Here is a 13,144-nt window from a genome sequence, read left to right as displayed (position 1 = left end):
GGAGACGATCACGCCGCTCGCCGCGCGCTCACCTGCTCGAAGCTACCGTGCGGTAACCGGATCGGGCCGTCGGCATTACACTCCCGGCGTGACCAGCGAACGAGACGAACCCAAGTGGCTGACCGCAAAGGAGCAGGAGGCCTGGCGTCTCTACATGGACGGCAACAACCGTCTCATGAGCGCCCTCAGTCGGTCTCTCAACGACCGACACGACCTGTCGCTGGCGGAATATCGGATCCTGGTCATGCTCTCCGAAGCCCCCGAGGGCGCCCTGCGCATGAGCGATCTCGCCGACGGTGTGCTCTCCTCACGCAGCCGGCTCACCCATCAGATCCGGCGGATGGAGCAGGAGAAGATGGTCGTGCGCAGCTCGTGCCCCGACGACGGTCGCGGTGTGCTCGCCACCATCACCGACGAAGGCAGGCGGCGTCTGGCGGAGGCCGCCCCCACCCACGTCGACGACGTGCGCAACTACCTCATCGACCTGCTGTCGGCCGACGAGCTCGACATGCTGGCGCGGGTCTTCGCGCGCGTCGAGCACACTCTGGCCGACCGCTGAGGTCGCGAATCGGTTATGCCCTGCTTGCGCGGAGCGGTTAGGATCTGCCACGGAAGCGTGGCAGAGCGGCCGAATGCACTCGCCTTGAAAGCGAGCGACGTGAGAGCGTCCGGGGGTTCAAATCCCTCCGCTTCCGCCCTTGCCTCTCATCTGTTTCGGCAGGTGAGAGGCTCTTTGTTTTTCGTGGCCGATCAGGGCCGTGAGCTGCGCGAATGTGGGGTTGCGGCTGAGTTTGTCACCGGTTGTCACAACTCATGAAGAACTCGCGTCGAGTACTGCTGCTGCGCTCTTGAGGCGGTCCGGCGTCGTATGCGCATAGATCGCCAGTGTCACTGCCGCGCTGGCATGTCCCAGCCATGCCGCGACGGTCGCGGCGTCGACACCTTCCGCAAGCAAACGGCTCGCGCAAGTGTGACGAGCATCATGCAATCGAACATGCGGAATTCCATGGCGGGCGAGCATGGCGCGCCACGATTGCGAGAGGTTGCCAGGATGCAACGGCCGGCCCCATCGGTCTGACGCGAGGTATTCACCGTCACCCACCCACGACTCGCCGGCAGCCAGCTGCTCCTCCTTCCGTCGTGTCCGTGCACGGCGCAACAACGCGACGACGTCATCAGGGAGGGGGAGCACTCGCGCCGAGGTTCCCGTCTTCGGAGTGCCCTCGATGACACGGCCACCGACCGAGATGCGATTGCGGGAGATTGTCAGCATCTTCTCCTCGAGGTCGACCGAGTCCCACTTAAGGCCGGCGAGTTCGCCGCGACGCAACCCGAGCAAGGCGAGCCGCCACACGTGCTCCATCCGGTCCTGCTTAATCGCTGTGTTCAGCGCGGACACCTGGGCGTCGGTCAGGATCTTGTACTCGATCCGTTCCTTCCCCAGGGGCTTCACAAGGGCGGCAGGATTCCGAGCCAACGTGCCCTGTGCCTGCAAATCAGCCATGACAGCCCGGAGTCGGGCAAGCATCGGATTGATGCTCGTTGCTTTCCACGTCTTCGCACCGTCGGCCCCGACGCGTAGGTCATGGACGAGTCCTTCGATGTCCGCCTTAGTGACTTTCTGAATTGGGGTATCACCGAACCGCTCGACGACGGGGCGCAGCGCCGCGGTATATGCCGCGAGCGTCGATGGCTTCACGCGTTGGGTCTGCAACCAGTCCTGAACCGCGTGGCCGACCGTGAGTTTCGACGGTGACACGTGCAGACCGCGAGCTACATCGGCGGTCGTTGACGACAGATAGTCCCTCGCCTCCTTCTCTGTGCGGAACCGTTTTCGAGTTTGTCGCCGCCGGCCAGTTTCCGGATCGACCCCGGCGTCGGTCGTCACTTGATACCGGATCGCGAGCTTGCCGCGCTCCTTCGTCGCAAGTTCAATCTTCTTGATTTGCGGCGGTAGCTGTTGTCTTCGTGCCACGTCCTCGTCCTTCGTTCAAGCTCCCCATTCGGGGCCGTCGGGGTCGGGCGCCTCGACCTCGGTATCCCATATATCGCGAGAGTCGGGTTCAAGACGTAGGCGGCAAGCCGTATAGACCTGGTCGCCGTTGAGCTTGGGCCACTCCTTGTTTGGATCCGGCATCTGTTGCGTCACCGTCAGTTCCTCCTGCTCCATGCGTCCCGCCATGCCTGGACGATCCGTGTGGTCACGCCGAGATGGTGTGCGATCGCACCGTCATGCGGGCCGTAGAGGCTCTCGGCCGCCTTGTACTCGGCAGCCGAGATGAGTAGCTCCGCGGCGTACTCATCGGCCTGTCTTTCCTGACGCACCTGGGAGAGATCGTCGGGCGCGCAGCGGTGCCCATAATGGTGGTGGCCGAGCTCGTGTGCGAGCACTGACACGGTCTCGTCGCGGCGCATGCCGGCGCGAAGCACGATGCAGCGGTGCGAGGGGTAGTAGCGCGCAGGCTCGCTGCTGGGGATGTCGCCCTCTACAACGATCAACCCAGCAGCGGCCACAGCCTGGTGTAGCCGCTCCAATTCCGACCTCCTACGGGATGTAGTCGTGGTCGGTCGCGTCGTCATCGCCTCGCTCGTCATCACGCTTCGTGTACGCGACATACTCTTCTCCTTCGAGATCATCGAGAGTGGGAGCCTGCATCCTCGGCTTCAAGGCATGAACCTTGCCCACCCCTCCGGCTGCGTTGCCAAGGAGCATTACTACTTCGGTCATCACTGCGTTGCGCGGTGGCTGAGGAATGGCCTGAATCAGCGGTGCAATGACAGCGATCCACTCGCGGACAAACTCGGGGTACGACTCTTCGGGTTCTGGACCGAGGTCGAGGGCGATCATCAGCTTTCGCAGGTTCGCCGCCTGGGGAATCATGCGGCCGGACTCAATGTTGCCGATGGTGCGGCGGGCAACTCCGGAGAGCTCGGCGAGCTCTTCTTGCGTGAGGTGTTTTGCCATGCGAGCGGGGCGAATCTTGCTCGCCCACTGAGCGCGGGCGGCCTCATCCATGGGTAGATGAGAAACAGATTCTTGCCTGCTTTGGTCGCGATTCATGCCCGAAAATGTATCACCCTTGCCCATTGGTTATCCACCCTCCTGCGCAAGATAACTCCAATTGCTTGCCATTTTTGGGCAAGAATGGTTAGTGTCTTGCCTATGACCACGGCAGCCTCCACCGGACAAGCGTTACGGCGACTCCGCGAAATTGCCGGTCTGACCCTGGACCAAGTGGCAGAGCTGGCGGATGTCAGCCCGACCTATCTGTCTCGGGTCGAGACCGGCCAATGCAACCCCTCGATCAAATGGCTCGGTGTCGTCTCGAAGGCGCTCGCCGCCAGTATTGCCAGCAAGGCGGACGGAGGCAGTGATATGGGGCTGACGGCATGAGTGGAGCCGAAAAGCTTCTCTTGAGTGGTAGCGAAGCCGCTGAACTCCTTGGGATTAGCAAAACGACCGTCCATGACCTCTGGAACTCCGGAGAACTTGCATTCGTGCGAATCGGTCGGGGTCGCAAGGTATCTCGAGCAGAGCTGCACCGGTTCATTGCAATGCACGAGGAAAAGGCGCACTCCGAATAGAGAAGGGCCGTCAGCTGATCCACCAGCTGACGGCCACCGACACCGAATAGACAAGGAAACCCGATGTCGAACACTCAGGCTACCGCCCCCGAACTCTTCACCGTCAACCCCGAACCCAGCTACACCCCGATCTTCGACGAACTCGACGCCCACTACGCGAGCCTCCCGGTCAACGTCTCCTCCGCACCGACCACCATCGACGCGCCTGTCGTCACCGTCCGCGACACCGAGCCCCGCTCGACCGAACCCGCACTCGCCCTCGAAATCCGCGGCGTCCTCTACCTCCTCGCCGTCGGTGGCATCGGCTACGCAGGCCTCCGCGCCGTCAGCTTCCTGCAGTACGGAGCGTGAAAACCATGGCACCTCAGATCCGCACCGTCGGCGAATCGAAAGTCAACGACCTGCTGAGCTGGGCGTCCGCCGTCGTCACCCTCGCCATCAACCCTGACAACCCGGACCGAGCACTCGCCGCGCACGTCCAGCTCGCGCACCGCCCGGCCCTCGCCCTGAACATCCAGGCGCAGATGCTCCGCGACACCGCCGACCAGCTCGACGCCGCCCATGCAGAAGAACGGAGTTGACTGTGGAATCTTCCGACGATGCCCGTCCGGCCGAAGTCACGTTCGCGGACCTTCTCAAGGACAGTGAGTTTCAGCAGCAGCCGAGAACGTCGGAGACGAGCCTGGTGCTCGCCGGCCACTGGTTCGAGGTGCGGCTGAACCAGTGGCCGACTCTCGGAGAGCTCCGAATCAGTGACCTGTTCGGCAACCAGTGGACCCAGCACTCACCGTCCCTCGGGTACCTCAACGGTGGCCAGGGGCTGCAGCCGGGTCCCCTCGCTCCGCGTTTCCGCGAACAGGTCGAGGCGTTTCGGGCTGGTGCCAGCGGGGCGAACGAAGATCTGGCTGACGTCCGACGGACGACCGTCGATGTATCCGCCACTTCCTCCACTGGAGACGGGGTACTCGATCCCGCTGTCGTCGAACAGCCGCATCATCATCCCGTCGAGGGGACCACTGATCCGGCCGCCAACCGCCTTGATCACGTGAGCAGTCACGATACTGTTGAACACTCCGATCGCGACGACGATGTACCTGTCCCGACCGACGTACGTCTCTCGCTGGGCCGGGACGAGAACGTGCTCGACGTCGAGAATCGTGGGCATGAGCGGTTCGTTCATGATGCTTCTCCTTCTGCTGAGGATTGTGGCGATCACAGCGTAGGAGAAAGGCAGGTCGCGGAGCCGTCCCAGAACGGCTCCGCGACCCCCGCCGCCGGACACAGCAACGCAATTCACGGTGCCGTCTACGCCTTCGGGCCATCGCTGATCCTCATCCTGGTGGTGGGACTGCCATGAGCTGGAAAAACGCGAACCTCACGTACGAGGCCGGCACCGGTGGGGCACTGCGCACCGAACCCGTTCAGATCGAGATGTCTGAGATGTTCTCCGGCTACCTCAGACAACGCGATGGATTCCTCCGCGTCCGACGCAACAACGTGATCTCCCACGTCAACGTCGCCCGAATCCTGGCCATCGACGAGATCCCCGACCCCGATCCTCCCGAAGCTGTCCGCGCCGCCGACGGGGAATAAGGCGAGCCGCGGATCCCCCGGGCGCCGAACCCACCCCACCCCCTCGAGTGGGTTCGGCGCCACCCCGACTCCGGTGGCGGCGTGTGACACGGAGTCCTGATCCGGCGCACCAGATGTGCGCACCGCGTCGCCACCGGACTCACCATCTTCGAAAGGACCGACCACGATGACCGAACAGCCCGAACCCAACATCACCGACACGCTCCGCGGCCACCGCGACCTGCTCGCCCTCAGCGGCCACGAGCAACTCGACGCCATCGAAGCCGCCGCCTCCCAGGGCAAATGCAGCGACGTCCACGACGCCGTCGACAAACTCCACACCCTCCTCGACATCCTCGCCGGCATCGTTATCGAGCCCGACTTCGAAGAAGTCACCCGCCGACTCGACCGGCACGCCATCGAACTCGCCGAGAACGACGACTACGAAGGCGCCCGCCTAGTCGTCGAAACCGCCGAGGCGTTTGGCCGGCGCCAGATGCAGCTCGCATACGACGTGTTCCGTCCGCGTGCCGCTACCCGCTCCGATCAGTTCATCACCCCCGCGGCAGACGCAGACCAGGAGTACCGGGACCGGCGGCAGCAGCAGATGCGTACCTACAGGCGGCGGTGACTCGATGAGCCTCCTGCTCCGCCGCCAGCTGGACAACCCCTTCCAGTTCGACAAGGCACTCGAAGGCCAACTAGCCGGAGAAGCCCTGTCCCCGTACGACCGCCGCGTCCTCATCCACGTCCTCCACGAACGCGGCTTGAGCGACCGGCAGATCGCCGCCCACACCGGCTGGACCCTCTACACCACAGCCCGGCTCCGCGACGACATCGGTCTCACCCCCCAACCCCACATCGACCCACCGGAGGTACTCGCCGGATGACCGCGACGTGCAGGGACTGCCACACCGAGATCACCTGGGCCCGCTCGTCCGCGAGCGGCCGCATGATCCCACTCGACCTGTACCCCGACACCGGACTCGGGTCAGTGCGCAAACGCGAAACCCGCGACGAGACCGGCCGCATCTGGGCCGACATCCTCACGGGCGAGTCCCTGCACCACGCCATCGCCAACGGCGAACGCCTCTACGTCCTGCACCGCGAAACCTGCCACGCCCGCCGGCCACCGAACCCGAAACCCGCGCACGTCCAGCTCGACCTGCCTCGTAGACGAGGGCGACGCCGATGAACGCGGCCGACCTTGCGGACATCTGGTGGAACGAACAACCACCGGAACGCCGCATCGCGATCCACGGCTGGCTCTCCAAAGACGCACCCGCCCACCACCCGATCGAAGGCCAACTCGAAATGTTCCCCACCGACACAGACAGGACCAACCGATGAGCATCCGAGACGAACTCGCGCTCGAAATCTGCAAGGCGCAGTGCAACGGAGGCCGACCAGGTGGGATCGACTACGCCGCTGCCGACGCCATCCTCGCCCGCTTCGGCGTCGTCGAACTGCCTGAGCCGGAGAAGGACGAGTGGGGTAACCCCGACTTCTCCAACGAGCACATTCGCCTGGCCGTGTACTCGGACGGCTGCACTCAACTCGAGGTCCCCGAGTACTTCGGCGTCAACGCCGGCGTCCACCCGTTCCAGTTGCGGGACCTGGCTGCTCGGTGTCTCGCCGCCGCGCACCGAGCGGAGGCACAGTCATGAACGACCCATGCCATCGGATAACCCACGAAGCAATGGTATGGCTCGCGCCTGCCCACGGGTTCGCTGATCGAGCGGAGGACCAGGCATGAGCGATCCGACGACACCGGAAGGCCGCGCCGAGATGCGGGCGCGCGCCGAACGCGCTCAGGTAGCTCGGAGCGACATCGCTCGATGTGAGTTTCTCCGACTCACTCCCTCGCGTCATTCGCACCGGCAGGTCGCGGCGAGTCAGTCTGATGTCCCGGCACTCCTCGACGCACTCGATCGGGCCGAGGATTACACGAAGGCCAACCAGCAGATCGTCGATCAATGCGTCGCTGCCCTCGACCGCGTGCGCGAATTGACCTACGCATCCGACGACGGCACCGAATACGAACACGACCATCCGGCAGGACAGGGTTCCCCGGAGTGCCCTGCGTGTTGGGCCACCGCCATCCGCCGCGCCCTGGACGGCACCTCGTGACCCGCCTGCGGGTTTGCGCCGCCCTCGCCGCGCTCTACACCCTCGCGCTCCTGCTCACCGGCTGCCACGACGCGCCGGCCACCTACACCGCACCCACCAGCACCTGGGAGAACCAATGACCGACATCGAAATCACACCGAAGGTTCTTCGGGCGCTCCTCGCGGTCGCGATGAATGACGACAGGCTGTCCGACGATCTGTGCACCGAGATCGCCGTATGGGCCAAGGACCTCGATCCGATCGAGACATGGGCAGAGTTCCTCCACAATGCAGCGGCACCCATCGGCGGCGCTTGGGTCGACTATGAGGAAGCGCCGACGGGAATGCGAGAGACAGCACGCCGACAGGCCCGTGCCGTTCTCGCGAAGCTGGAGGCGGACAGCCTCACCACCCCGTGCGCCGACGACTGCGGCGACCCGAGCCCGCACGATGCTCATCTCGCACCGGGTGCTCTCGACCGGCTCTCCTCCGCATCCGAGGATCGCGTAGGCGAGACGGACTCCGATCCCGAACCGACCTTTCCACCGTGCCTCAAGCTCCGACCCACCGTCCTCGGCGATCCGTTCCGATGCTCACTCCGAGCAGGCCACGCGGGACCCCATGAAGCATGGTTCGGCCCCGCCACCGACCGCACGTTCCTCGCCGCGTGGGAGGACCAGTGACCACCGTCGTGATCGGCACCCACGACCTCCGTGCCGCCCTCACCGCGGTTCGGCCTCACGCCGAGAAGAACGCGGACTTCGAAACGTTCCGCCGCGTCCGCCTCGAGATCACCGCGGAGAACATCACCGTCGTCGCCACCGACCGCGTCTCTGCCGGCCTCGCCGTCGTCTCCGTGTGGGAAACCGAAGACTCCCTCGCTGACGAGTCGATCCTCGATCTCACCCCGGAGCAGGTCGACAAAATCCTTCAGATCTTCAAGGCCCCGAAGGACAAAGGTGACGAGCCGTCCGCCATCCTGCGTCTCGAGGTCGGCGACAATTTCTTCACCCTCACCGACGTGTCCGGCCTGCCCGGTATCGACGGCCAGTCGATGACGCAGCCGCGCACCGCTACCGACGATGCTTTCCCCGACGTTCCGCACCTGGTCGCCCGGTCCCGGTCCGGCGAACTTCGCTGGGTCGAACAGTTCGCCGCCAACGGCGACCGGCTCGCCGCGTTCCGCATCGCCGGAGTCGTCTACCAGCAGCCCGTCATCATCGAAGCCCGCACCACCACCCGCGCCTTGTCGATCACCGTGGGGGAGAGCTTCCTCGGTGTCCTCATGCCCATCACGATCGGCGAGGACCGCGACGTCGAGATGAAGGAATGGAACGCAGCCTGGTCGCGGCGCCTTCCCGACCCGACGCAGCCGCCCCGCGGTGCGATCAAGCCGGAAAACGAGGCGGCATGAGCGAGTCGTACATCCTCACCGGCCGCGCCCGAGACGACATCGACCGCATCCTCGCCGGCACCGACGCCGTCCTCGTCACCGACACCACCCCAGTGTCTCCAGCTTCCGCCAGCGCGAACGTCAGGCAGCTCGAGGCGCTCGCCGACTCGTGGGAGAACGAAGCATTGTCCAGCTCCCACAGCGTCGCCACCGCCTACCGCGTCTGCGCTGACGAACTACGGAAAACACTCCGCGAGCCCAACACCCAGAAGGACCAGAACGCATGACCGACCGCCCGATCGTCTTCCTCGACACCGAAACCACTGGTCTGCATGCTGACCGCCGGCCGTGGGAAATTGCCTGGATCCGCCGCGAACCCGACGGCACCGAAACTGAGAGGCTCCTGCAGATCCGCGACGTTGATCTCTCCAACGCCGAACTCAAAGGCCTGCAGATCGGTGGTTTCTACGACCGCTGGTACGGAGCCCAGCTCTCGCCGTTCGAGTGGGGGAGGGGAGGCCCGGGCATACGCGAAGGGGACCCGACCGAGTTCACGGACGAGTACCACGCCGCTTACGAGGTGGAGCGTGCCACTCGTGGCGCGATCATCGTCGGCGCGGTCCCGAACTTCGACACCGAAACCCTCGCCCCGATGCTCCGCCGGTATGAAATGTGCCCGGCCTGGCACTACCAGCTCGTCGACATCGAGACCCTTGCCGCCGGATGGCTGACCGGGCACCAGACACTCATCCCCGGCACCGAAGCCCTCGACGAAGCGCGCCTTGCTCGGTTCGAAGCAGAGCAGTTCCTCCGTCAGGCCCGAGAACCGTTCTCCGGTTGCTCCACCCGCGAGGCCGAGGCGGAACTCATGCGAGCAACGAGAGCCGAAGCGCACGAACAGCGGAAGGCTGTGGCCGAGTTCATCGCCCCGCCGTGGCGCTCGGACGACCTCTCACGGGCGTGCGGTGTCGAACCACCTACACCGGAGGAACGGCACACCGCGCTCGGTGACGCCCGCTGGGTGAAGCGCTGGTACGACCACCTCATGGGCGGTGCCTGATGGCCTTGAGCACCTGGACCTGCTCCCGCTGCGGTGATCGCCGCAGCGCACCATGCAGCCGCGTCTGTCTCGACGGTGACCAAATCGACCCCGTGACCGCCCGCTCGTGGCAGCGATCCGCCGACCGCGCAGCAGAACTGGAGACGGCACAGTGACCGACACCGAGCCCTTGAGCACCTACGACGCCCCGATTGTCATCGACCGTGACGGCATCACCGTCGGTGGCGAACGCATCCCCGGCATCATCACGGCCGGGGGAGTGGTCGTCCACAAGTCCCGTAGTGTCACCGACCACTGGACCGTCACCGTCCAGCTCATGACCGGCCGCGAACCGATCCTCGGCGACGGTGCGATCCGCGCCGCTGACGGAACCATCTGGAGCGACGTCAACCCGCCCCATGAGACCACGACATGAAGCAATTCCTGACCGTCGCCGCCGCATTCCTCGTCACGGTCGGCGGCCTCACCACCGCCGCCCTCATCGCTCTCACCGTCACCTTCGGAGGAACCCACTGATGCCCAGCAATCCGCACTACCGGGCCGTCCGGAAGACCCGGCGCCTCGCCGCTCAGATCGGCGCAATCAACCAGCTCCACTCCGACCGCGACGGAACATGCGCATATTGCGCAACGCCGTTTCCGTGCGACACCCGCCTCGTGATGCGTACCGCCCGCGAAGCCATCGACACCCCCGCCAGCGACCGCGACGAGGCCATGGCCGCCTCACGCGCCACCGTCGACTCGATCCTCACAGTCCGCGAGGCATACAGGTACAGCGTCCCCGTCCGCTGGGTCGCGGGGACCGACCAGGACGTATTCCCCCACGACAACGGAGAACAGCGATGACCGTCAGCAGCCTGTACGAGGCAGACCAGCGCGAGGACCGTCGCCGCCATCGTGAAGAAGCACGCGAAGCCCGCACCACCACACCCGCGTTCCGAATCGTCGACGACCTTCCTGACAGTGGTGCATTCGCGGGCCGACAGATCCCCGAGCAACGCCGCCAGCTGATCGACTTCGCGAAAGCCAACCCCGGCAAGTGGATCGAATATAGGTCCACCGAAGACGACCCGTACAAGCATGCGTCGCACTTCGTGGGGAACGTGCGCCAGGGCCGGTGCGGCTTCGGTCCGAAGGGATCGTTCGAGGCGGTCACCCGCGACAAACTCGTCTACATCCGCTACATCGGAGAGGACCAGTCATGAAGTTGAACTGGGATTCGAAATACCACCTTGAGAAGCTGGAGTTTTCCTCCGGGCGCAAGTGGCAACCGGTCGTCAGGGAAACCGATCCCACCAAGCTGTTCCACAAACTCGAAGGCGTCCGCCGCCGCCGCGACACCATCGCCGGATATCACAAGTCGTTGGTCGTAACGCGTCGTGCGGGAAGCGCAGCCGTCACTGCCGGACTGCTGCTCGCGGTGATCTCTTCGCTCGTCGGTGTGGACGCAGGAGTCGCGGCCGGCGCACTCATCGTCCCCGGCGTCGTTGCACTCATCATTGGGTTCGTGGCGGGCTTTTCGATCTACCAGCAGTACCTCCAACCAATGGACGTCCTTGTCGTCGAATACGAAAACCTCTACAACGACGCGCTGGACCGATCCGTTCGTGACACAGACCGCACGGAGAAACCATGAAGCGCCTCACCTCGCTCCTCGGCGTGACCTCCATGTGCACCGCCGGACTGTTCACCATCGCCGCCATCGCCTGCGATGCCGCCGGCAAGGCGCTCTACGAATGGAGCGACGATGCCTGACCGATTCGAATCAGCGAAGCTGCACATCGATACCGGAGGCAGCATCGAGGCTGCACTCGGCATGACCGGCGACCAGATCATCAACGCGATCGCCCACCGGGACAAGCTCGATGGGCAGATCCGCGCCATCAACGACGGTCTCGTGAGCTACATCAAAGAGCGCTTCCCGACCATTCCGATCGGAGTCCTGGACGACCGCGAAAGCGGCGTTATCGAGGGACTCTCGATCGCGCAAGAGATTATCCGGAACATCCTGATCGGAGACCGTCCGTGACTGTCGCCGACCTGATCGAGAAGCTCTCCCAACTGCCACTGTCCACCCTCGTCATCGCCGACGGCGAGTTGGACTACCGCGAGGATCCGGCCGTGTACCGGTTCCAAGCCAACGTCCACCGAAACGAGTACGGGCACGTCCACGTCACGGACGACAACGGTCGCGACGACGTCGAAACGGTCGTGCTTATCACCCCGTACGGCCACGACGACAAGGAGGAGCTTTGACCGATAGCCGCAACATCATCGACGAGATCGACGCCCTCGTCGACGAGCAGATGGCCGGCGGCGAACCTGTCGGTGGTTACGACTACGGCGATCCCGACTACCCGCGATGCCCGCACTGCTACGACGACTGGCACGGTCTGCCCATTACGGAGCGGGTCCGCGAGATGCGGATCTTCTACTGCGGGTGCGGGGCATGTGTGGCTCAGCTCGAGAGGTACCGGACCGATGAGGACGACTCGCCGATCTGGTGCCCCGGCTCCGAGTTCATCGGCCCGTGGGCGAACCAGGCGCAACTCAGGCGCATCCGTGAAGGCATGACGAGCGTCGAGTGGGGACCCGCTCTCGGGACTTGGACACTCGACTCCTTGGAGATCACCCGTCGATCGACCGTCGGGAACGCGGCAATTGCAGCGGTGCAGTCATTCGCTCAGAGCGTCGCTGGACTTCCGTACGTCTGGACCTCGTATGACGCTGAGGACGGCGAGCGGGAGGACTTCCGCGTGTACATGCTTCGCGCCAATGGCGAGAGGACAGAGATCGGCGTTATCGACGACGAAGTGACCACCTCGACCGACGAATTCGGCCGGGAAGTGTACTCATTCACGGTGCAGGCGCAGCGCGTAGCCGAGAACCTCGGCGGGGTTGCCGCGTCGGTATCGGAGGCGATGGCGCGTCTGCGGTGCCGATTCGACGACATATCGACCTCGGCCCGGCTCTTGCTTTTTGGTGACCTCACCGAAGCAGCACCTGAGCTCCCTACGCCGCAGGAGCGCGCTCTGCCGCACCCGTCCGAGGAGCGGCCTATGTGGGCCGTCCAACCGAATCGTCAACGACGCAGGAGGAATCGATGAGCGCCGAACCGGCTACACCCGAAGCGCCGCGCAGCATCACCGACAGCATCCCCGTCGCTGCCGCAATCCAACAGGCACAGAACCCGATCCCACCCATCGAACGGTTCTGCTCCGTATGCGACGAGAAACTCCCGGCCGGGTACATCCGCCACCCACAGTGCCGAGGATTCACCACGCCATGACCCACAGACGAGGGCCACCCCTCCTCGCTTACCTAGCCAGCATCACCGCGCTCACAGAAGGACAACCGAATCATGGACACCACGCCCGGCCCCGCGCACCGCCCGGGGCCGCACTAATGCCATGGCTACGAACCGGGG

Annotated in this window: 30 protein-coding genes and 1 tRNA gene; 27 read left to right on the top strand and 4 right to left on the bottom strand. The window is 64.7% G+C overall.

Features of this window, described 5'->3' with window-relative positions; translation table 11 throughout:
* Positions 1-88: 88 nt before the first annotated feature.
* Both BO226_RS18015 and BO226_RS18010 read left to right on the top strand, forming a co-directional pair.
* Positions 89-559: a MarR family winged helix-turn-helix transcriptional regulator gene (locus BO226_RS18015; RefSeq protein ID WP_006553483.1), complete on the top strand. Its 471-nt coding sequence runs from the start codon at positions 89-91 to the stop codon at positions 557-559.
* 51 nt (positions 560-610) lie between these two features.
* Positions 611-695 (top strand) — tRNA-Ser (locus BO226_RS18010).
* A gap of 116 nt (positions 696-811) precedes the next feature.
* On the opposite strand, the gene BO226_RS18005 is transcribed toward BO226_RS18010, so the two are convergent.
* Genes BO226_RS18005 through BO226_RS17995 form a run of 4 tightly spaced genes read right to left on the bottom strand, consistent with a single transcriptional unit; the run spans position 812 to position 3,088 of the window.
* Positions 812-1,975, bottom strand: coding sequence for a tyrosine-type recombinase/integrase (locus tag BO226_RS18005; protein ID WP_071935879.1), 1,164 nt, complete (start codon positions 1,973-1,975; stop codon positions 812-814).
* A gap of 15 nt (positions 1,976-1,990) precedes the next feature.
* Positions 1,991-2,170, bottom strand: coding sequence for a hypothetical protein (locus tag BO226_RS27185; protein WP_156895266.1), 180 nt, complete (start codon positions 2,168-2,170; stop codon positions 1,991-1,993).
* Positions 2,152-2,499 carry an ImmA/IrrE family metallo-endopeptidase gene (locus tag BO226_RS18000; protein WP_198040575.1) on the bottom strand — a complete coding sequence of 116 codons (348 nt, stop codon included), beginning with the start codon at positions 2,497-2,499 and terminating at the stop codon, positions 2,152-2,154. The genes BO226_RS27185 and BO226_RS18000 overlap by 19 nt, the downstream gene beginning before the upstream one ends.
* Before the next feature lie 46 nt (positions 2,500-2,545).
* On the bottom strand, positions 2,546-3,088 hold the full coding sequence (locus BO226_RS17995) for a helix-turn-helix domain-containing protein (RefSeq protein ID WP_083543682.1): 543 nt from the start codon (positions 3,086-3,088) through the stop codon (positions 2,546-2,548).
* A gap of 75 nt (positions 3,089-3,163) precedes the next feature.
* Between BO226_RS17995 and BO226_RS27780 the strand changes: the two genes are divergently transcribed.
* The 25 genes from BO226_RS27780 (at position 3,164) to BO226_RS17885 (ending at position 12,824) form a co-directional block, all read left to right on the top strand.
* Positions 3,164-3,394 (top strand): helix-turn-helix domain-containing protein, encoded by a 231-nt coding sequence (locus BO226_RS27780; protein ID WP_071935877.1) that lies wholly within the window; start codon positions 3,164-3,166, stop codon positions 3,392-3,394.
* Positions 3,391-3,585, top strand: a complete 195-nt coding sequence (locus tag BO226_RS17985; RefSeq protein WP_071935876.1) for a helix-turn-helix domain-containing protein — start codon at positions 3,391-3,393, stop codon at positions 3,583-3,585. Before BO226_RS27780 ends, BO226_RS17985 begins: the two co-directional genes overlap by 4 nt.
* A 63-nt stretch (positions 3,586-3,648) precedes the next feature.
* Complete coding sequence (locus tag BO226_RS17980) at positions 3,649-3,936, top strand: hypothetical protein (RefSeq protein ID WP_071935875.1); 288 nt, start codon at positions 3,649-3,651, stop codon at positions 3,934-3,936.
* 5 nt (positions 3,937-3,941) lie between these two features.
* The gene (locus BO226_RS17975) at positions 3,942-4,166 is read left to right on the top strand and encodes a hypothetical protein (RefSeq protein WP_071935874.1); all 225 of its coding nucleotides are present in this window, start codon (positions 3,942-3,944) and stop codon (positions 4,164-4,166) included.
* Between the two features lie 2 nt (positions 4,167-4,168).
* Positions 4,169-4,942, top strand: coding sequence for a hypothetical protein (locus BO226_RS27180; RefSeq protein ID WP_156895264.1), 774 nt, complete (start codon positions 4,169-4,171; stop codon positions 4,940-4,942).
* Positions 4,939-5,178 (top strand): hypothetical protein, encoded by a 240-nt coding sequence (locus BO226_RS17965; protein WP_071935872.1) that lies wholly within the window; start codon positions 4,939-4,941, stop codon positions 5,176-5,178. Before BO226_RS27180 ends, BO226_RS17965 begins: the two co-directional genes overlap by 4 nt.
* 166 nt (positions 5,179-5,344) lie before the next feature.
* Positions 5,345-5,788: a hypothetical protein gene (locus BO226_RS17960; protein ID WP_071935871.1), complete on the top strand. Its 444-nt coding sequence runs from the start codon at positions 5,345-5,347 to the stop codon at positions 5,786-5,788.
* Between the two features lie 4 nt (positions 5,789-5,792).
* A complete protein-coding gene (locus BO226_RS17955; protein WP_071935870.1) occupies positions 5,793-6,047 on the top strand; it encodes a hypothetical protein in 255 nt (84 codons plus the stop codon).
* Entirely contained in the window at positions 6,044-6,352 is a 309-nt protein-coding gene (locus BO226_RS17950; RefSeq protein WP_071935869.1) for a hypothetical protein, read from the top strand. The genes BO226_RS17955 and BO226_RS17950 overlap by 4 nt, the downstream gene beginning before the upstream one ends.
* On the top strand, positions 6,349-6,507 hold the full coding sequence (locus BO226_RS27175) for a hypothetical protein (RefSeq protein ID WP_156895262.1): 159 nt from the start codon (positions 6,349-6,351) through the stop codon (positions 6,505-6,507). Before BO226_RS17950 ends, BO226_RS27175 begins: the two co-directional genes overlap by 4 nt.
* Positions 6,504-6,824: a hypothetical protein gene (locus BO226_RS17945; RefSeq protein WP_071935868.1), complete on the top strand. Its 321-nt coding sequence runs from the start codon at positions 6,504-6,506 to the stop codon at positions 6,822-6,824. Before BO226_RS27175 ends, BO226_RS17945 begins: the two co-directional genes overlap by 4 nt.
* An 85-nt stretch (positions 6,825-6,909) precedes the next feature.
* Entirely contained in the window at positions 6,910-7,287 is a 378-nt protein-coding gene (locus BO226_RS17940; RefSeq protein WP_071935867.1) for a hypothetical protein, read from the top strand.
* The gene (locus BO226_RS28445) at positions 7,284-7,406 is read left to right on the top strand and encodes a hypothetical protein (protein ID WP_269666614.1); all 123 of its coding nucleotides are present in this window, start codon (positions 7,284-7,286) and stop codon (positions 7,404-7,406) included. Before BO226_RS17940 ends, BO226_RS28445 begins: the two co-directional genes overlap by 4 nt.
* Complete coding sequence (locus tag BO226_RS17935; protein WP_071935866.1) at positions 7,403-7,948, top strand: hypothetical protein; 546 nt, start codon at positions 7,403-7,405, stop codon at positions 7,946-7,948. The genes BO226_RS28445 and BO226_RS17935 overlap by 4 nt, the downstream gene beginning before the upstream one ends.
* Entirely contained in the window at positions 7,945-8,679 is a 735-nt protein-coding gene (locus tag BO226_RS17930; RefSeq protein ID WP_071935865.1) for a hypothetical protein, read from the top strand. The genes BO226_RS17935 and BO226_RS17930 overlap by 4 nt, the downstream gene beginning before the upstream one ends.
* A complete protein-coding gene (locus tag BO226_RS17925) occupies positions 8,676-8,945 on the top strand; it encodes a hypothetical protein (protein ID WP_064257139.1) in 270 nt (89 codons plus the stop codon). Before BO226_RS17930 ends, BO226_RS17925 begins: the two co-directional genes overlap by 4 nt.
* A complete protein-coding gene (locus tag BO226_RS17920; protein ID WP_064257138.1) occupies positions 8,942-9,718 on the top strand; it encodes a hypothetical protein in 777 nt (258 codons plus the stop codon). Before BO226_RS17925 ends, BO226_RS17920 begins: the two co-directional genes overlap by 4 nt.
* 151 nt (positions 9,719-9,869) lie before the next feature.
* Positions 9,870-10,133, top strand: coding sequence for a hypothetical protein (locus tag BO226_RS17915; RefSeq protein ID WP_071935864.1), 264 nt, complete (start codon positions 9,870-9,872; stop codon positions 10,131-10,133).
* Positions 10,134-10,233: 100 nt separating this feature from the next.
* Positions 10,234-10,563 carry a hypothetical protein gene (locus BO226_RS17910; protein ID WP_071935863.1) on the top strand — a complete coding sequence of 110 codons (330 nt, stop codon included), beginning with the start codon at positions 10,234-10,236 and terminating at the stop codon, positions 10,561-10,563.
* Complete coding sequence (locus BO226_RS17905; RefSeq protein WP_071935862.1) at positions 10,560-10,922, top strand: hypothetical protein; 363 nt, start codon at positions 10,560-10,562, stop codon at positions 10,920-10,922. The genes BO226_RS17910 and BO226_RS17905 overlap by 4 nt, the downstream gene beginning before the upstream one ends.
* Complete coding sequence (locus BO226_RS17900) at positions 10,919-11,353, top strand: hypothetical protein (RefSeq protein ID WP_071935861.1); 435 nt, start codon at positions 10,919-10,921, stop codon at positions 11,351-11,353. Before BO226_RS17905 ends, BO226_RS17900 begins: the two co-directional genes overlap by 4 nt.
* The gene (locus BO226_RS28440) at positions 11,350-11,472 is read left to right on the top strand and encodes a hypothetical protein (RefSeq protein ID WP_269666612.1); all 123 of its coding nucleotides are present in this window, start codon (positions 11,350-11,352) and stop codon (positions 11,470-11,472) included. Before BO226_RS17900 ends, BO226_RS28440 begins: the two co-directional genes overlap by 4 nt.
* Complete coding sequence (locus tag BO226_RS17895) at positions 11,465-11,746, top strand: hypothetical protein (protein WP_071935860.1); 282 nt, start codon at positions 11,465-11,467, stop codon at positions 11,744-11,746. The genes BO226_RS28440 and BO226_RS17895 overlap by 8 nt, the downstream gene beginning before the upstream one ends.
* A complete protein-coding gene (locus tag BO226_RS17890) occupies positions 11,743-11,973 on the top strand; it encodes a hypothetical protein (protein ID WP_071935859.1) in 231 nt (76 codons plus the stop codon). The genes BO226_RS17895 and BO226_RS17890 overlap by 4 nt, the downstream gene beginning before the upstream one ends.
* Complete coding sequence (locus BO226_RS17885) at positions 11,970-12,824, top strand: hypothetical protein (RefSeq protein ID WP_071935858.1); 855 nt, start codon at positions 11,970-11,972, stop codon at positions 12,822-12,824. Before BO226_RS17890 ends, BO226_RS17885 begins: the two co-directional genes overlap by 4 nt.
* Positions 12,825-13,144: the final 320 nt, after the last annotated feature.

The organism is Rhodococcus sp. 2G (assembly GCF_001886355.1).
Classification (GTDB): Bacteria; Actinomycetota; Actinomycetes; order Mycobacteriales; family Mycobacteriaceae; genus Rhodococcus; species Rhodococcus pyridinivorans.
The sequence above is the reverse complement of the archived record's forward strand: the minus strand, read 5'-3'. Positions and strand labels throughout refer to the sequence as shown.